14 protein-coding genes and 1 tRNA gene are annotated in these 16,630 nt (G+C 68.5%); 3 read left to right on the plus strand and 12 right to left on the minus strand.

Features of this window, described 5'->3' with window-relative positions; genetic code table 11:
- Positions 1-62 precede the first annotated feature (62 nt).
- The 12 genes from AC1DF3_RS21600 to AC1DF3_RS21655 form a co-directional block, all read right to left on the minus strand.
- The gene (locus AC1DF3_RS21600; RefSeq protein WP_286534930.1) at positions 63-470 is read right to left on the minus strand and encodes a hypothetical protein; all 408 of its coding nucleotides are present in this window, start codon (positions 468-470) and stop codon (positions 63-65) included.
- Positions 467-1,690 (minus strand): formate dehydrogenase subunit gamma, encoded by a 1,224-nt coding sequence (locus tag AC1DF3_RS21605; RefSeq protein ID WP_478140812.1) that lies wholly within the window; start codon positions 1,688-1,690, stop codon positions 467-469. The genes AC1DF3_RS21600 and AC1DF3_RS21605 overlap by 4 nt, the downstream gene beginning before the upstream one ends.
- A 12-nt stretch (positions 1,691-1,702) precedes the next feature.
- Positions 1,703-1,951: a hypothetical protein gene (locus AC1DF3_RS21610; protein ID WP_286534933.1), complete on the minus strand. Its 249-nt coding sequence runs from the start codon at positions 1,949-1,951 to the stop codon at positions 1,703-1,705.
- On the minus strand, positions 1,948-2,568 hold the full coding sequence (fdh3B, locus tag AC1DF3_RS21615) for a formate dehydrogenase FDH3 subunit beta (protein ID WP_286534934.1): 621 nt from the start codon (positions 2,566-2,568) through the stop codon (positions 1,948-1,950). Before fdh3B ends, AC1DF3_RS21610 begins: the two co-directional genes overlap by 4 nt.
- A gap of 10 nt (positions 2,569-2,578) precedes the next feature.
- The gene (locus tag AC1DF3_RS21620; protein ID WP_286534935.1) at positions 2,579-5,557 is read right to left on the minus strand and encodes a formate dehydrogenase subunit alpha; all 2,979 of its coding nucleotides are present in this window, start codon (positions 5,555-5,557) and stop codon (positions 2,579-2,581) included.
- Positions 5,558-5,574: 17 nt separating this feature from the next.
- Complete coding sequence (locus AC1DF3_RS21625) at positions 5,575-5,799, minus strand: formate dehydrogenase (RefSeq protein WP_286534936.1); 225 nt, start codon at positions 5,797-5,799, stop codon at positions 5,575-5,577.
- A gap of 102 nt (positions 5,800-5,901) precedes the next feature.
- Entirely contained in the window at positions 5,902-6,519 is a 618-nt protein-coding gene (locus AC1DF3_RS21630; RefSeq protein WP_478140813.1) for a TorD/DmsD family molecular chaperone, read from the minus strand.
- Positions 6,516-8,630, minus strand: coding sequence for a 4Fe-4S dicluster domain-containing protein (locus AC1DF3_RS21635; protein WP_478140814.1), 2,115 nt, complete (start codon positions 8,628-8,630; stop codon positions 6,516-6,518). Before AC1DF3_RS21635 ends, AC1DF3_RS21630 begins: the two co-directional genes overlap by 4 nt.
- A complete protein-coding gene (locus AC1DF3_RS21640; RefSeq protein ID WP_478140815.1) occupies positions 8,554-9,150 on the minus strand; it encodes a DUF3306 domain-containing protein in 597 nt (198 codons plus the stop codon). The genes AC1DF3_RS21635 and AC1DF3_RS21640 overlap by 77 nt, the downstream gene beginning before the upstream one ends.
- The gene (locus AC1DF3_RS21645; RefSeq protein WP_286534940.1) at positions 9,143-9,733 is read right to left on the minus strand and encodes a DUF3305 domain-containing protein; all 591 of its coding nucleotides are present in this window, start codon (positions 9,731-9,733) and stop codon (positions 9,143-9,145) included. Before AC1DF3_RS21645 ends, AC1DF3_RS21640 begins: the two co-directional genes overlap by 8 nt.
- A gap of 107 nt (positions 9,734-9,840) precedes the next feature.
- A tRNA-Arg gene (locus tag AC1DF3_RS21650) sits at positions 9,841-9,915 on the minus strand.
- A 37-nt stretch (positions 9,916-9,952) separates the two neighbouring features.
- Positions 9,953-10,594, minus strand: a complete 642-nt coding sequence (locus AC1DF3_RS21655; RefSeq protein ID WP_286534941.1) for a TetR family transcriptional regulator — start codon at positions 10,592-10,594, stop codon at positions 9,953-9,955.
- Between the two features lie 165 nt (positions 10,595-10,759).
- Here AC1DF3_RS21655 and AC1DF3_RS21660 point away from each other — a divergent pair, with 165 nt between their 5' ends.
- From AC1DF3_RS21660 to AC1DF3_RS21670, 3 genes are read left to right on the plus strand one after another with little or no spacing between them, the layout of a single operon-like run.
- Complete coding sequence (locus AC1DF3_RS21660) at positions 10,760-12,013, plus strand: efflux RND transporter periplasmic adaptor subunit (protein ID WP_286534942.1); 1,254 nt, start codon at positions 10,760-10,762, stop codon at positions 12,011-12,013.
- Between the two features lie 13 nt (positions 12,014-12,026).
- Complete coding sequence (locus AC1DF3_RS21665) at positions 12,027-15,188, plus strand: efflux RND transporter permease subunit (protein WP_286534943.1); 3,162 nt, start codon at positions 12,027-12,029, stop codon at positions 15,186-15,188.
- A complete protein-coding gene (locus AC1DF3_RS21670) occupies positions 15,181-16,590 on the plus strand; it encodes an efflux transporter outer membrane subunit (protein WP_478140816.1) in 1,410 nt (469 codons plus the stop codon). The genes AC1DF3_RS21665 and AC1DF3_RS21670 overlap by 8 nt, the downstream gene beginning before the upstream one ends.
- Positions 16,591-16,630: the final 40 nt, after the last annotated feature.

A 16,630-nucleotide genomic window follows, 5' to 3' on the forward strand; every position in this document is an offset into this window, starting at 1 on the left:
CCATACGCGGGCCGAGGCGGGCTGTCACTTGCACTTAGGTGCAGTGGCGGTCGTGGCGTGCCTCATTTCTTGGGGGCGGGATTGGTCTCGGCCGAGGTCTGGTTGGAGCTCGGCGGCGAAGCGGCGGTGGTTGCGGGCGAATGGGCGCCCGAGGCTTCGATCGGCTTCGCTTCCTCGGTCGGCGGCGCAAAGGCGAAGGGGCCCGGGTCGGTGCATGGCGGCGTCGGCGTGGCGACCGGCACCGGCTTGCCCGCGGCGACCAGTCCTTCGCGGACATGGTCCGCGACCCGCGTCTGCGCCTGGCAGAGCTGGTAGCTGTCGACCTTGGCGCTCCAGGCGGTCCTGGCCGCCGCCTCGGCCGCCTTGGCCTTGGCTTCGGGCGTGGCAGGCGGTGCGGGCAACCTGGCCAGCGCAGAGGATGCAAAAGCCAAGGCCAACGACAGGCCGCAAAGTTTCAGCGCGTTCTTCATGAGGGACTTCCTTCGACCCGGACGTTGGCGACTGGCGCATGCTCGCGTGCCTGCACGCTGCGCTGCGCCGGGATCTTGCCGGCCGCGATGTCGGCATACCAGAGCGGGTGATGTTCCTTGGCCCAGGTCTCGTCGACCGAGCCCTCGCGCATGGCGGAGTAGGCGCCCTTCATGCCCAGCGTGCCGATGTAGATGTGGCCCATGATCAGCGCCATCATGCACAGCGTCGCGACGGCGTGGATCATGTGCGCGACCTGCATCTCGCCGCGCGTGTAGACGAAGCCCGGCAGCAGCTTGTCGAGGAACAGCCCCGATCCGATGACCAGGCTGCCAAGCAGCATCACGCCACCCCAGAACACCAGTTTCTCGCCCGCGTTGAATCGATGCGAAGGCGGCTCCTTGCCCCCGAACAGGCCGCCCCCTCGCTTGAGCCACGTCAAGTCGTCCTTGCTGGGCCAGTTGCTGCGAATGAAGGTGAAGATCATGAAGATCGTCGTCACCACGAACAGCGGACCCACGAAGTTGTGCACGGTCTTGAGGACGTAGGCCAGCCAGCCGAACAAGGCCCCGCCCAGCACCGGCAGCAGGAAGAACTTGCCGAAGGCCATCACGATGCCCGAGATGGCCAGCACCACGAAGGCACCCGCGTTCGACCAGTGCGTGGCCCGCTCGAACGGGGTGAAGCGCTCGATCTTGCGGCCGGTCTCGCGGCCGTGCAGCCCTATCGGCCCGCGGGTGAAATAGAAGATCGCCAGCGCCAGCAAGGTCACGAAGAGCAGCGCGGCGCCGTAGGGAATGATCCAGTTGTTGCGCACCTGGCGCCAGGCTTCGCCGGCGTTGGTGTACAGCGAGCCCGGGTACTTCACGAAGCCCTGGATCAGGTTGCCGGCCTCCGGCGCTTCGCTGGCCGGCAGGCTGCTGAAGCCGGTCACGCCGCCGCTCACCTGGCGCCACATCGGCGCGTTGTTGCCCGGCTGGACCCGCTGGCGTTCGCCATTGGTCTGGTTGAGGTAGTTCGGGTCGGCGCTGGCTTCCGGCTTGACGTCGAAGATGTTCTGGCTGCGGATGCCGCCCGCGACCGGCGCGGCAGGCGCGACCGGCGCCGGTGTGGCGACTGCCGGCGCGGTGGCTGCGGCCGGCGGTTCCGGCGTCTGGGCATGGGCGGCGATGCTGCAACCCAGCACGGCGGCCATCGCCAGGGCGTTAAGCGCTTGTCTCATGCAACCTCCGGCTCAGTTGATCCGGTTGTATTCGTTCTGGTTCTGGGCGCGCGTCTTGAGGTGCTGCTCCCAGGACGACCGGTCGCCGATCTGCCAGCCGCTGGCGGTGAACGCCGTGCCGGTGTCGGGCTTGGTGCCGGTGCCGGTCCATGGGGCGGCATCCAGCCGCACGCCATGGGCGTTGGTCTGCGGCTTCTCGGTGCAGGCCGCCAGCAGCACCAGCGCCGAGACCAGCGCCACCGTTGCGGAAAGGCGCCTCATTTCGCGACCCCGTTGGTCGGCGTGCCGGCTGTCTGCGAGCCGTAGGCGGTGCCCCAGCCCCACACTTCGGCACCCTTGCCGCGATGGACCACGCGGGTGCGGAAGATGTCGGCGACCACGTCGCCGTCGCCCGCCAGCAGGGCCTTGGTCGAGCACATCTCGGCGCAGGCCGGCAGCTTGCCTTCGGCCAGGCGGTTGCGGCCGTACTTCTCGAACTCGGCCTGCGAGCCGTTTTCTTCCGGGCCGCCGGCGCAGAAGGTGCACTTGTCCATCTTGCCGCGGGCGCCGAAGGTGCCCTGCGACGGAAACTGCGGCGCGCCGAACGGGCAGGCGTACGAGCAATAGCCGCAGCCGATGCAGACATCCTTGTCGTGCAGCACCACGCCTTCTTCAGTGCGGTAGAAGCACTGGACCGGGCAGACCGCCATGCAGGGTGCGTCGGAGCAATGCATGCAGGCCACCGAGATCGAGCGCTCGCCGGGCACGCCGTCGTTGAGCGTCACGACGCGGCGGCGGTTCACGCCCCACGGCACCTCGTTCTCGTTCTTGCAGGCCGTGACGCAGCCGTTGCATTCGATGCAGCGTTCGGAATCGCAGACGAACTTCATTCTTGCCATACTGAGTCCTCTATGCCTTCTCGACGTTGCAGACCGTCGTCTTGGTTTCTTGCATCATCGTGACGCTGTCGTACCCGTAGGTGGTGCTGGTGTTGATCGCTTCGCCGCGCACGATCGGATGCGCGCCCGCCGGGTAGTAGGCCAGCATGTCGGCCCCCTGCCAGTGGCCGGAGAAGTGGAAAGGCATGAAGACCGTGTCAGGCCCGACGCGCTCGGTCACCAGGGCCTGCACGTTGAGCCGCGCCCCGGTGGGCGTGTGGACCCAGGCGCGCTCGCCGTTGCGGATGCCCTTCTCGGCCGCCACCCGCGGATGGATCTCGATGAACATCTGCTGCTGCAGCTCGGCCAGCCAGGGATTGGAACGCGTCTCCTCGCCGCCGCCCTCGTATTCGACCAGGCGGCCGGAGGTCATGATGAACGGGAACTTCTCCGCGATCTTGTCGGCGATGTTGCGCTGCTGAATACTCTTGTAGAGCGTGGGCAGACGCCAGAAGGCCATCTTGTCGTCGTGCGTGGGGTACTTTACCGCCAGGTCCGGCCGGGTCCCGTAGAGCGGCTCGCGGTGCTGCGGGATCGCATCGGGGAAGTTCCACACCACGGCGCGCGCCTTCGCGTTGCCGAAGGGATGGCAGCCGTGGTTCTGCATGAACACGCGGATCATGCCGCCCGAACTGTCGGTCTTCCAGTTCTTGCCGTCGGCCTTGGCCTTTTCGGCCTCGGTGAGCTCGTCCCACCAGCCGAGCTTCTTGAGCAGCAGGTGGTCGAGTTCGGGGTAGCCGGTCGTGATGGCAGCGCCGAGCGAATGGGAGCCGTCTTCGGCCAGCAGGTTCTTGCCGTTGCGCTCGACGCCGAAGTTGGCGCGGAAGTTGCCGCCGCCGTCCATGACGTGCTTGGAGGTGTCGTACAGGTTCGGCGAGCCGGGGTGCTTCAACGCGGGCGTGCCGTAGCAGGGCCAGGGCAGGCCGTAGTAGTCGCCCGCGATGTCGTAGCCGTTGACCTTGTCCTTGACCGAGCCCTTCGCCTTGAGCGTTCGGACGTCGAAGGCGGCCATGTTGCGCATGTGGGCCTGCAGCCGTTCGGGGCTCTGGCCGGTGTAGCCGACCGCCCAGCAGCACTTGTTGATCTCGCGCAGGATGTCGTCGGGCACGGGCTCGTCCATGCCCTTGACCTGCTGCATCTTGTAGTTCTTGCTGAGCTCCTTGCCGAAGCCGAGCCGGTCGGCGAACTGCTGCATGATCATGTGGTCGCTGCGGCTTTCCCACAGCGGCTCGATCACCTTCTCGCGCCACTGGAGCGAGCGGTTGGAGGCCGTCACCGAGCCGCTGGTCTCGAACTGGGTGCAGGCCGGCAGCAGGTAGACCGCGCGGTTGGGATTGAGGTCTTCGGCCCGGCCGGGCATGGCGGCCATGGCCGCGGTGGCCGACGGATACGGATCGACCACCACCAGCAGGTCGAGCTTGTCCATCGCCCGCTTCATCTCGAGGCCGCGGGTCTGCGAGTTGGGCGCGTGGCCCCAATAGACGACGCCGCGCAGGTTCGAGTCCTGGTCGATCAGCTCGTTCTTCTCGAGCACGCCGTCGATCCAGCGCGACACGGTGATGCCGGGCTTGCTCATCATCGCGGGCGAGGCGAAGCGGCTCTTGATCCAGTCGAAATCCACGCCCCAGGTGGCGGCGAAGTGCTTCCATGATCCTTCGACCAGGCCGTAGTAGCCGGGCAGCGAATCGGGGTTCGGGCCGACGTCGGTGGCGCCCTGCACGTTGTCGTGGCCGCGGAAGATGTTGGTGCCGCCGCCCGCCGTGCCGACATTGCCCAGCGCCAGCTGCAGGATGCAGGAGGCACGCACGATCGCGTTGCCGATCGTGTGCTGCGTCTGGCCCATGCACCAGACGATGGTGCCCGGACGGTTCTCGTTGAGCCAGGTCGCGACCTTGAGCACCTGCGCCTCGTTGACGCCGCAGGCCTCCTCGACCTTGTCGGGCGTCCACTTGGCCATGACCTCCGCGCGCACCTCGTCCATGCCGAAGACGCGGTCGTTGATGTACTTCTTGTCTTCCCAGCCGTTCTTGAAGATGTGGTGCAGCACACCGAAGAGGAAGGGAATGTCGGAGCCCGAGCGGATCCGCACGTACTCGTCGGCCTTGGCCGCGGTGCGCGTGAAGCGCGGATCGACCACGATCATCTTGCAGCCGTTTTCCTTGGCATGCAGCATGTGCAGCATGCTCACCGGATGGGCCTCGGCCGCATTCGAACCGATGTACAGCGCCACCTTGGCATTGCGCATGTCGTTGTACGAATTGGTCATGGCGCCGTAGCCCCATGTGTTCGCCACGCCCGCGACCGTGGTCGAGTGGCAGATGCGCGCCTGGTGGTCGCAGTTGTTGCTGCCGAAGAAGCTCACGAACTTGCGCAGCAGGTAGGCCTGCTCGTTGCTGTGCTTGCTGGAGCCGATCCAGTAGACCGAATCGGGGCCGCTGGCCTTCGAGAGATCCTTGAGCTTGGCGGTGATCTCGTCGAGCGCCGTGTCCCAGCTGATGCGCTCGTACTTGCCGTTCACCAGCTTCATCGGATAGCGCAGGCGGTATTCGCCGTGGCCGTGCTCGCGCAGGGCGGCGCCCTTGGCGCAGTGCGCGCCCAGGTTGATCGGCGAGTCGAACACCGGTTCCTGGCGGACCCAGACGCCGTTCTCGACCACGGCGTCGGAGGCGCAGCCGACCGAGCAGTGCGAGCAGATGGTGCGCCGGACCTCGACCTTGCCCGCACCCACCGCGGTCGGACGGCCTTCGGCGGCATTGGCCTTGCGCAGCAACGTGAGCTGGCCGGCCGCCAGGCCGGCGCCGACGCCCAGGCCCGATCGGCGCAGGAAGGCGCGCCGGTCCATGGTCGGCAGCGCGCTCGAGAGGCCGCGCCGCAAGCTGTGGACAAGGGACGACGAGGAAGAAGCGGCGCCGCCATGCGGGGCGCCGGTCGATTTTTTGGTCAGTAGCATCGCAGGTGCCTTCGTGCTCAGGCGGACGTGGTCTTGTAGTAGCGCTTGACGTGTTCGCTCAGCGAGTAGCCGCCGCCCTTCGCGGGCGGTGGCGGGAGCTCGGGCGCCGCCGTGGCGTCGGGCGCCGGGGCGACCCCGGGCAGCACGGCGACCGCCGCGGCGGCGGCGCCGACCGTGGCGGCGCCGAAAAAGAATCCCCTTCGCGACGCCCGCTGAGGGGCGGCGTTTTGGCTGTCCTGCATGTCAACTCCAGGAGTGGCTGGGCGAACCCACATATAAAACCAGTTGCGTACGTTTGGATACTAGTCCTGACCCTAATAGGTCGTCGTCAATGTCCTTCGATCTCAGTCCAGCATGTCGAAGCCCTGGCGTTCGACCTCCGCGAAGGCCGAGGTCAGGCCGGCCAGGGCGGCGTAGAAGCGCGCCTTGGGGTGCTGCGCCACGGCGTCGCACATGGCCGGCAGCCATGGCTGCACATGGGTCGAAAAGAAGGCCTGCTGGGCCGGGAGGTTCGAGACCTCGATGTCTTCTCCGGCGATCAGGTAGCGCATGACCTCGAAGAGACAGGCAATGTGGTCCTCGGTCTCGGGCATCGATTCGTCGCGCGCGAGGCCGATCCGCTCGAGATCGCGGCGCAGGTGCACCAGCGGCTTGTCGTTGAGGAATCCGCTCAGGTAGTGCGAGCCGAACAGATAGACCTCCGGCTTGCCGATCCCGCCGAAGAGCGCGTCGTATTCGTTGCGAAGCGCCCCCGCGTCGGTGTCGCGTGACGCGCCCACCAGGGTGCGCCACGGCTCCTCCAGGAACGCGCCCGCGGCCGGCGCTTCGGTCGGTGCGACCTGGACGGCCTCGAGCAGTTCGGCATCGGGTGCGGCGTACCAGAGGCGCGCCAGCAGTCCGTAGAGTTCCGCGCGGGCGATCTCTTCGTCGAGTGCCGAGGAGGCGGGGAAGCTTTGGCTCATAGGTCTGTGATCTTCATTTCGCCCTGCGCGCTGTACAGATCGATCACCCGGCAGTCGCTGCACATCTTGAGCCGTTCCAGGGCCTCGCCCTGGAACATGGCATGGCCGGCCAGCTTGCCGAGCATCGCTTCGATGGCCTTCTGGGTGCCGAAGGGCTTCGCGCAGCGGATGCACGACCAGGGCCTGGCCTCGTTGAGCACCACCGGCTGCTTGCGCTCGGGCGCCACCAGGAACCGCGGCACCAGCGAGATCGCGCGCTCGGGACAGGTCGTTTCGCACAGCCCGCACTGGACGCAGTTCTTCTCGATGAAGCGAAGCTGCGGCGCGTTCTGGTTATCCTGGAGTGCGCCCGCCGGGCAGGCGCCGACGCAGGCCAGGCACAAGGTGCACTTGTCCTTGTCGACTGCGACGGTGCCGAAGGGCGCGCCTGGCGGCAACGGGATGGCGATCGGCGTGTCGGGCTGCGCCTTCAGCGCCGGCGCGGCCTCCGTCAGGTGATCGAGCGCGAGTTCGAGCGTGCTGCGCTTGTCGCCGCCGACCGCGAACCGGGCGACCTTGTCGGGCACCTGCGGCCGGGTGTCGCGCAGTGCGCCGAGCGCGCCGTCGAGCGCGGCGACCGACGCCGCTTCGACGATGCGGAAGTGAGTGCCCGTGTAGCCCAGCCCGTGCAGCAGCGACTGGGCAAGCGCCGCCTGTGTCTGGAGTGCGGCGCGGTACTGCGGCGCTTCCTCGCCGGTGACGAGCACGCACACCTGCGACGCGCCGAACGCCACGGCGCTCAGCCACAGGTCGATGCCGGTGCTTGCCGCGTGGAAGAGCCCGACCGGGATCACGTTCGCCGGCACGCCCTGCGCCTTGCCGAGCTGCGCCTGCCGCCCCAGCTGCGCCACCAGCGCCTGGCCGCCCTCCTCGCTGTGCAGCAGGAGCACCGCGTCGCGTCCACCCGCACCCGCATAGGTGGACAGCAGCGTCCGCAGCTTGAGCCCCTGGTCGGGGGCGCGCGGATAGGCATAGCCCAGCGCGCCCGTCGGGCACACGGTCGTGCAGGCGCCGCAGCCGACGCAGAGATGGGGATTGACGACGATGCGCTGGCGTTCCTTGGCGCTGCTCACGGCGTGGGCCGAGCAGACGTCGATGCAGGCGCTGCAGCCGACCACCTCGTTGCGGCTGTGGGCGCAGAGCTTCTGGTTGTAGTCGAAGAACTTCGGCTTCTCGAATTCGCCGTCCATGTCGCGCAGCCGCAGCAGGGTCTGCGGGCCCTGGGGATGCGCCACGCCGCCCGGCAGGTGGAAATAGCCCTGCGGCGGCGCATGCCAATCGATCTGGGGCGCAGCGCCGAGATCGAGCACGAGGTCGAAGTCGCCGTCGAACGCCTCCGGCGGCCGGTCGAAGCGGATCGCACCGGCCGCGGTGCAGGCGCGCTCGCAATCACGGTGCGCGCTGCACTTGGCCATGTCGATCTGGTAGTCCAGGCCGATGGCCTGTTCGGGACACGCGGCCACGCAGGCGTTGCAGCGGGTGCAGAGGTCGAGGTCGATCGGGTTGTCGCGAGTCCACTGCAGCCGGAACGCGCCGAGCCAGCCCGCCAGCGAATCGATGCGCCCGGCGAGCACGGGCCAGCGCCGCTCCTGCGCACCGCCGGCCGCGCCCGCGCCTTGCGAGAAGATCGTCACGTCGAGGGAATCGGCGACCAGCGCCGCCGCCTTCTCGGCCTCGTCCAGCGGACCGACGATCAGCAGGCGGCCCTGGCTGACATAGCGCACGGTCGAGACCGGATCGGGCTCGGGCAGCCGGGCGGCGGCGAGGAGGGCAGCGATTTTCGGCATCGCGCTCCTGGCGTCGCGGCTCCAGCCGCCGGTTTCGCGGATGTTGACGAAGCGGATCGGCGACGTGGCCGCCGGCACCTGCGCCGCCAGCTCCGCGAAAAGCCGCTTCTCCTGGGTGCAGGCGACCACCACGTCGTCGCCGGATTGGACGGCTCGCTGGAACGATGCCGCCTCGCGGCGGCAGAGCGAGGAATGAAGGGGGAGTGACTCAGCCAGGGCCGTCCCGAGCGTCTTCGGCTCGAGCGGCATCGTCTTGTTGCAGTCGCAGATCAGCGTGGTGGTCATCGGCATCTTGGCTGGCGGGTTGCGCATCGGCAACCGGCTGGCTGGAAAGGTCCCCTGGATCGCTCGACTGTGCCACGTCTGGCGATCCATCGTCGCGGGATGTCTGCTCGGGCTCTTCGTCGAAGAGGTTCAGAAATTTCGCACTTGCCATCTGGCGCAGCACGCTGTCGGGCAGGGGAGTCGGCTTGGAATAGTCGTCGACGTAGGTGTCCAGGCCGTCCATCACGTTGAAGTGGGGGTCGGCGAACAGCTTCTTGAAGGCAGCGTTCTTGACTTCGGGCGCCACCTCCCGGGCGACGAACGGCCTGAAGTCGGACTCGATGGTGAGCGCCTGCGCGTCCGCCAGCGTGAGCGGCGGCGGTTCGGGCGCGGGATCGGCAGGCATCGTGCTCGCTTCGAGCGTCGCAGGCGGGGCGTCCTGCGGTGGCGCCGGCGCTGTCGGCGGCTGCTCTTCCGGCACCTGGCCGGCGCGCTCGGCCTGCTTGCGGCGCGACCACCGACCCAGGAATCCCTCAGACATCGCCGGCTCCCGGTCCGCGCTTTTTTTCGGTCGTCACGCTGGCCGCGTTGCCGAAGCGATCGACCAGCGGCCGGAAGCTCTCGGGCCGCCGGCGGCGCTTGGGCTCGATCACGTAGTGCGCATCCACGAAGTCGCGCACCCAGTCGATCACCTCGGGCGGGGCCGGCACCTGTTCGACGGTCTCCTGCGCATCCAGCCAGCGGCCGGCCTCGTAGTAGCTGAGCGTCACGACGACCGGGCGCGGGATCGGCTCGGGGCCGAGCGTCGCCTCCTCGTCCATGCGCCAGAGCACGAACCAGCAGGGCGCCGGGGTGGTCGCGTTCAGGTGGTAGCCCTCGGCTTCGTCGCGGAACAGCTCGACCTTGTAGCCGGGATGGAGCCATCGCTGCGCGCCGTCGTCGTCGTGCAGCAGCCGGGGCCCGGCGCCGAAGCCTGGCGCGTCGGGGATCACGCTGTCGAGCGTCCAGCGCCAGGGCTGCCAGTGGCTCGACGGGCCGTGCAGGCGCTCGCGGCGCATCACGACCGCGACGTCGAGCGTCGGGCGGCCGACGGTGCCAGGCGCAGGGAACTCGGAGGAAGACATGTACCGCACGATAGCGGATCGCCCTGCACCTTGGAGAAGCACCGCATCGATCAGGGCCGCAGATGTGAAAAGGCCGGAAGCAACTGGGATGCTTCCGGCCTCAAATTTGGTCCCGCCGCCAGGAATCGAACCTGGATCTCAGCCTTCGGAGGGCCGAATTCTATCCGTTGAAATACAGCGAGAGGGGCTTCCGAAACATCGGAAGCTCTCTATTATCGCCTATCGGACGGCGCCCGGCACATTGGGGGGAAATCCGAGGCCCGTGAGGTAAACCCGGAAGGCTTGGCGCCCCGTTTCCACGAGGTCGAAAGCGGACGGGTCCAGCAGCCAGTTCTGGATCAGCCCGCTGATCAGCGCATGCAGGCCCTGGGCCGCCGCCGGCGCCGGGATCGGCAGCCGCCTGCGGGTGCGGCGGGCGTCGGCCACCATGGCCTTCTCGAACTCGGTCACGCAGCCGTTGCGCGCCGACAGGTGGCGCTGCTGCACCGACTCCATGTCGTGGGTGTACTCGACCTTGTGGGTGGCGATGTCGAACACCCGGCGCACCTGCATGTCGCTGGTCATGAGCTTCAGCGCCTCGACCATCTGGTGCTCGACCTCGCCCATGGGCTCGGCGCCGCTGCCGGCGGAGGCCCGGGCCACCTCGGCCTCGAGCGGCAGCGTGACGCGGTCCATCATGGCGTTGAAAAGCGCCGCCTTGTCCTTGAAGTGCCAATAGATCGCGCCTCGGGTCGCGCCGGCCTGGTGCGCAATTTGCTGCAACGAAGTCTGCGACACGCCCTGGGCCTGGAACAGGACCTCCGCCGCGTCGAGCAGGCGGTTGCGCGTCTCCTGGGCCTCTTCCTTGGTTCGTCTGACCATTTTTCAGAGACTCCCTTCTTAAAATCCACCGGCTGGGAAAGGTGACACTATACATTCATGAATGTATGTAAGATAGAGCCCTTTCCCCGATAGTCAAGATCGCCCCGTTGCTCTAGGCACCCGCGCGGTCGCGCCAATCTCCCGTCCCTCCTTCAAAGGAATCACATGCCCGACTTGCATGTCTCGCGCCATTCGTTGTTCTCGCCGCGCCGCCCTGCCACCATTGCCGCCGCCGCCGTCATGCTGCTCGCGCTGACCGCCTGCGGCAAGGGAGAAGCCCCGAAGGCCGCGGGTGGCGGCGGCCATCCGGCACCCGAGGTGGGCGTGGTGGTCGCGACCCCGACCAACGTCGGGCTGGTGACCGAACTGCCGGGCCGGCTCGAGTCCACCCGGGTGGCCGAGGTGCGCGCCCGCGCCGCCGGCATCCTGATGCAGCGTGTGTTCCAGGAAGGCAGCGACGTGAAGGCCGGCCAGGTGCTCTACCGCATCGACCCCGCCCCCTACGCCGCCGCGGCGGCGAGCGCCGAGGCCAGCCTGGCGCGCGCCGAAGCCAATGCGGTGCAGGCCCGGGCCCTGGCCGAGCGCTACAAGCCGCTGGTCGCGGCCAACGCGGTCAGCAAGCAGGAATACCAGAACGCGGTCGCCGCGGCCAAGACCGCCGAAGCCGACATCGCGGTCGGCCGCGCCGCGCTGCAGACCGCCAAGATCAACCTCGGCTACGCGACCGTGACGGCCCCGATCTCGGGCCGCATCGGCCGCTCGCTCGTGACCGAAGGCGCACTGGTGGGCCAGGGCGACGCCACGGCGCTGGCAGTGATCCAGCAGATCGACCCGCTGTATGTGAACTTCACGCAGTCGGCCACCGAGGTGCTGCGGCTGCGCCGCGCGCTGCAGGACGGCCAGTTCAAGCGCGCCGGCGGCGAGGCCGCCAGCGTGCGCATCGCGCTCGAGGACGGCACCGAATACGCGCACCCGGGCCGGCTGCTGTTCTCCGACCTGACGGTCGACCAGACCACCGGCCAGGTCACGCTGCGCGCCGAAGTGCCGAACCCGAAGGGCGACCTGCTGCCAGGCCTGTACGTGCGCGTGCGCATCGAGCAGGCCCAGGCCACCAACGCGATCACGGTGCCGCAACAGGCGGTCACGCGCACCCAGCAGGGCGACACCCTCACGGTGGTGGGCGCCGACGGCAAGCTGAGCAAGCGCACGGTGAAGATCAGCGCCGCCCAGAACAACCAGTGGGTGGTGCTCGATGGCCTGAAGGCCGGCGAGCAGGTGATGGTCGACGGCTTCCAGAAGCTGCAGATGATGCCGCCCGGCACGCCCGTGAAGGCGGTGCCGTGGACCGGGCCGCAGGGCGCCACCGCCCCGGCGCCGGCTGCTTCCGCTGCGGCCGCCCCGGCTGCGGCCGCGAAGTAAGGAGCCCGCCCGCATGGCCAAGTTCTTCATCGACCGTCCGATCTTCGCGTGGGTGATCGCACTGTTCATCCTCGTGGTGGGCGGTGTGGCGATCACGCAATTGCCGATCGCCCAGTACCCGCCGGTGGCCCCGCCGGCCATCGTCATCAACGCCGCCTACCCCGGTGCTTCCGCCCAGACGCTCGAGGACAGCGTGCTGTCGGTCATCGAGCGCGAGATGAACGGCTCGCCCGGCATGATCTACATGGAATCGGTGGCGCAGGCCGACGGCACCGGCGCCATCACGATCAGCTTCGCGCCCGGCACCGACGCCGACCTGGCGCAGGTGGACGTGCAGAACCGGCTCTCGCGCGCCACCCCGCGGCTGCCCGCGGCGGTGACGCAGCAGGGGGTGCGGGTCGACAAGTCGCGCTCCAACTTCCTGCTGTTCACGATTCTTTCATCCGACAACCCGGCCTTCGACCCGATCGCGCTGGGCGACTACGCCTCGCGCAATGTCGTGCCCGAACTGCAGCGCGTCAAGGGCATCGGCCAGGCGCAGCTGTTCGGCACCGAGCGGGCCATGCGGGTCTGGATCGACCCGGCGAAGCTGCAGGGCTTCAACCTGTCGTCGAGCGACGTCACCAACGCCATCAAGGGGCAGAACGCGCAAGTGGCCTCGGGCACCATCGGTGACCTGCCGAACGTGGCCGGCCAGGCGATCGCGGCCACGGTGGTGGTCAACGGCCAGCTCACCAATGTCGAGCAGTTCCGCAACATCGTGCTGCGCGCCAACACCGACGGCTCGGCCGTGCGGCTGCGCGACGTCGCCCGCATCGAGCTCGGCGGCCAGGCCTACTCGACCTCGGCGCGCCTGAACGGCGAACCGGCGGTCGGTATCGGCGTCCAGCTGGCGCCCAGCGGCAACGCGCTCGAATCGGCCAAGCTGGTGCGCGCCAAGATGGAGGAGCTGTCGCGCTTCTTCCCGCAGGGCGTGAAGTGGGAGATTCCGTACGACAGCTCGCGCTTCGTCAAGATCTCGATCTCGCAGGTGGCCGAGACGCTGGTCGAGGCCGTGGTGCTGGTGTTCCTGGTGATGTTCCTGTTCCTGCAGAACTGGCGCTACACCATCATCCCGACCATCGTGGTGCCGATCGCGCTGCTGGGCACCTTCGGCGTGCTGCTGGCGCTGGGCTTCTCGATCAACGTGCTGACGATGTTCGGCATGGTGCTGGTGATCGGCATCGTGGTGGACGACGCCATCGTGGTGGTCGAGAACGTCGAGCGCATCATGAGCGAGGAAGGGCTGCCGCCACTGGAGGCCACGCGCAAGGCGATGAAGCAGATCTCGGGCGCCATCATCGGCGTCACCGTGGTGCTGATCTCGGTGTTCGTGCCGCTGGCCTTCTTCGCCGGCTCGACCGGCAACATCTACCGCCAGTTCTCGGCCGTGATGGTGGCGTCGATCGGCTTCTCGGCCTTCATGGCGCTGTCGCTCACGCCGGCGCTCTGCGCGACCTTGCTGAAGCCGGTCGAAGCCGGCCACCACCACGAGAAGACCGGCTTCTTCGGCTGGTTCAACCGCGGCTTCTCGCGCACCGCCAAGGGCTACGAAGGCCTGGTGGCGCGCATCCTGCGCCGCGCCTTGCGCTACCTGGTGATCTACGCGGCCATCATCGGCGTCGTGGTGATCGCCTACCTGCGGGTGCCGACCTCCTTCCTGCCGCAGGAAGACCAGGGCAACATCATCGTCAACGTGCAGCTGCCGCCGGGCGCGACCCAGGAGCGCACGCTCGACGTCATGAAGCAGGTCGAGGGCTTCATCCTCAAGCAGCCCGAAGTGCAGAGCATGGTGGGCGTGATGGGCTTCAGCTTCTCGGGCCAGGGCCAGAACGCCGGCCTCGCCTTCGTGACGCTCAAGGACTGGAAGGAACGCAAGGGCGAGGGCGAATCCGCTTCGGCCCTGGCAGGCCGTGCCTTCGGTGCGCTGTCGGGCGTCCGCGATGCCTTCATCTACCCGCTGAGCCCGCCGCCGATTCCCGAACTGGGCAATGCCAGCGGCGTGACCTTCCGCCTGCAGGACCGCTCCGGCGCGGGGCACGAGGCGCTGGTCAACGCCCGCAACCAGCTGCTGGGCATGGCGTCGCAGAGCAAGATCCTGACGCAGACCCGGCCCGACGGCCTCGAGGACGCACCGCAGCTGCAGATCGACATCGACCGCGACAAGGCCAATGCGCTGGGCGTGACCTTCGATGCGATCAACGCGACGCTGTCGACCGCGCTCGGCTCGAGCTATGTCAACGACTTCCCGAACCAGAGCCGCCTGCAGCGCGTGGTGGTGCAGGCCGACGCCCCGGCGCGGATGCAGCCCGAGGACCTGCTCAAGCTGAACGCGGCCAATGCGCAGGGCAAGCCGGTGCCGCTGTCGGCCTTCGCGACCACGCGCTGGATCACCGGCGCGCAGCAGACCGTGCGCTACAACGGCTATCCCGCGATGCGCATCAGCGCCGACGCGGCGCCGGGCTACAGCACCGGCGCGGCGATGGCCGAGATGGAGCGGCTTGCCGCCCAGCTGCCGCCCGGCTTCGGCTACGAATGGACCGGCCAGTCGCGGGAAGAAAAGCTCGCCGGCTCGCAGGCCATCATCCTGTACGGCTTCGCGATCCTGGCGGTGTTCCTGTGCCTCGCGGCGCTCTACGAGAGCTGGTCGATCCCGCTGGCGGTGATCCTGGTGGTGCCGCTGGGCGTGCTGGGCGTGCTGCTGGCGACGATGCTGCGGGCCTACTCCAACGACGTGTACTTCCAGGTCGGGCTGATCACCATCATCGGCCTGTCGGCGAAGAACGCGATCCTGATCATCGAGTTCGCCAAGGACCTGCAGGCGCAGGGCAAGGGCGTCGTCGAATCGGCGCTGGCGGCCGCACACCTGCGGTTCCGGCCGATCATCATGACCTCGCTGGCCTTCGGCCTGGGCGTGATGCCGCTGGCCTTCGCCACCGGCGCCGGCTCGGCGAGCCAGCGCGCGATCGGCACCGGGGTGCTCGGCGGCATGATCACCGGCACCACCCTCGCGGTGTTCTTCGTGCCGGTGTTCTTCGTGGTGGTGCGCGGATTCTTCAAGGGCAGCGCCCGACAGCACGAGGCCGACAAGCGGCACGCCCAGGCCGCCGGCATCGAGGAAGAAAAACATGACTAAGCGATTCATCACCACCGCGCTGGCAGGCGCCGCCGCCCTGATGCTGGCGGGCTGCTCGCTGATCCCGACCTACGAGCGCCCGGCGGCCCCGGTGCCGGCCACCTTCCCGAACGCGGCGGCGGCGCCGACCGCGCCCGGCCAGCCGCTGGCCGCGACCGTGGCCTGGCAGGACTACTTCACCGACCCGCGGCTGCAGCAGCTGATCCACCTCGCGCTCACGAACAACCGCGACCTGCAGGTGTCGATCCTCAACATCGAGCAGGCGCGGGCGCAGTTCCAGATCACGCGCGCGGCGCTGTACCCGGCGCTCAACGCCAGCGCGAGCGGCACGCGCCAGCGTCCGTCGCTGGTCGGCGACGGCGTGAGCTCCGTCTATTCGGTGGGCCTGGGCGTGACGGCCTGGGAGCTCGATTTCTTCGGCCGCGTGGCGAGCCTGAAGGATGCCGCGCTGGCCCAGTACCTGGCGACCGAGGAAGCCCGCAAGGCGACCCAGATCAGCCTGATCGCCTCCGTGGTCAACGGCTGGCTGGCGGTGCTCGGCGACGACGAGGCGCTCGAGATCACGCGCCGCACCATGGTCACGCGCGATGATTCGCTCAAGCTGACCAAGCTGCGCTTCGACAACGGCGTGGCCTCCGAGATCGACTACCGCTTCGCCGAGGCGCAAGCCGAGACCGCGCGCGCCACCTACGCCCAGCAGCAGCGGCTGCGGCTGCAGGACGAGAACGCGCTGGCACTGCTGCTCGGTGCCCCGGTGCCGCCGGAGACCATCGTCGGCGCCGCCGAGGGACTGCAGGCGCTGGCGCCGATGCCCGAGGTGCCGGCGGGCCTGCCGTCCGACCTGCTGGTCGAGCGGCCCGACATCCGTGCCGCCGAGCAGCAGCTGATCGCGGCCAACGCCAACATCGGTGCCGCGCGCGCCGCCTTCTTCCCGCGGGTCACGCTGACCACCTCGATCGGCACCACGAGCTCGGAGTTCTCCAACCTGTTCAGCAGCGGCACGAAGGCCTGGGCCTTCGCGCCGCAGATCACGCTGCCGATCTTCAACGCCGGCGCCAACCAGGCCAACCTGGACTCGGCCCGCGCCGGACAGAAGATCGCGGTGGCGCAGTACGAGAAGTCGATCCAGTCGGCTTTCCGCGAGGTCGCCGACGCGCTGGCCGGCCGCGCCACCTACGACGAGGAACTGCGCGCGCTGGTGGCCCAGTCCAAGGCCGAGGAAACCCGCTTCCAGCTGTCGGACATGCGCTATCGCGGTGGCGTCGCCAGTGGGCTCGACCTGCTGGATGCCCAGCGTTCGCTGTTCACCTCTCAGCTCGCGACCGCTCAGATCCGGCAGCAGCGCCTGCAGAACCAGGTCGTGCTCTACAAGACCCTGGGTGGCGGCTGGGCCACCCGGTAGGGCCGCGGGACGCCCCGGGTCCGGCCTGAGGCGGCCGGGT

The organism is Variovorax sp. 10N432 (assembly GCF_056394465.1).

Coding starts and splice junctions, on each gene's coding strand:
- AC1DF3_RS21600 (WP_286534930.1), bottom strand. CDS start 470: ATGAAGAACGCGCTGAAACTTTGCGGCCTGTCGTTGGCCTTGGCTTTT.
- AC1DF3_RS21605 (WP_478140812.1), bottom strand. CDS start 1,690: ATGAGACAAGCGCTTAACGCCCTGGCGATGGCCGCCGTGCTGGGTTGC.
- AC1DF3_RS21610 (WP_286534933.1), bottom strand. CDS start 1,951: ATGAGGCGCCTTTCCGCAACGGTGGCGCTGGTCTCGGCGCTGGTGCTG.
- fdh3B (WP_286534934.1), bottom strand. CDS start 2,568: ATGGCAAGAATGAAGTTCGTCTGCGATTCCGAACGCTGCATCGAATGC.
- AC1DF3_RS21620 (WP_286534935.1), bottom strand. CDS start 5,557: ATGCTACTGACCAAAAAATCGACCGGCGCCCCGCATGGCGGCGCCGCT.
- AC1DF3_RS21625 (WP_286534936.1), bottom strand. CDS start 5,799: ATGCAGGACAGCCAAAACGCCGCCCCTCAGCGGGCGTCGCGAAGGGGA.
- AC1DF3_RS21630 (WP_478140813.1), bottom strand. CDS start 6,519: ATGAGCCAAAGCTTCCCCGCCTCCTCGGCACTCGACGAAGAGATCGCC.
- AC1DF3_RS21635 (WP_478140814.1), bottom strand. CDS start 8,630: ATGACCACCACGCTGATCTGCGACTGCAACAAGACGATGCCGCTCGAG.
- AC1DF3_RS21640 (WP_478140815.1), bottom strand. CDS start 9,150: ATGTCTGAGGGATTCCTGGGTCGGTGGTCGCGCCGCAAGCAGGCCGAG.
- AC1DF3_RS21645 (WP_286534940.1), bottom strand. CDS start 9,733: ATGTCTTCCTCCGAGTTCCCTGCGCCTGGCACCGTCGGCCGCCCGACG.
- AC1DF3_RS21655 (WP_286534941.1), bottom strand. CDS start 10,594: ATGGTCAGACGAACCAAGGAAGAGGCCCAGGAGACGCGCAACCGCCTG.
- AC1DF3_RS21660 (WP_286534942.1), top strand. CDS start 10,760: ATGCCCGACTTGCATGTCTCGCGCCATTCGTTGTTCTCGCCGCGCCGC.
- AC1DF3_RS21665 (WP_286534943.1), top strand. CDS start 12,027: ATGGCCAAGTTCTTCATCGACCGTCCGATCTTCGCGTGGGTGATCGCA.
- AC1DF3_RS21670 (WP_478140816.1), top strand. CDS start 15,181: ATGACTAAGCGATTCATCACCACCGCGCTGGCAGGCGCCGCCGCCCTG.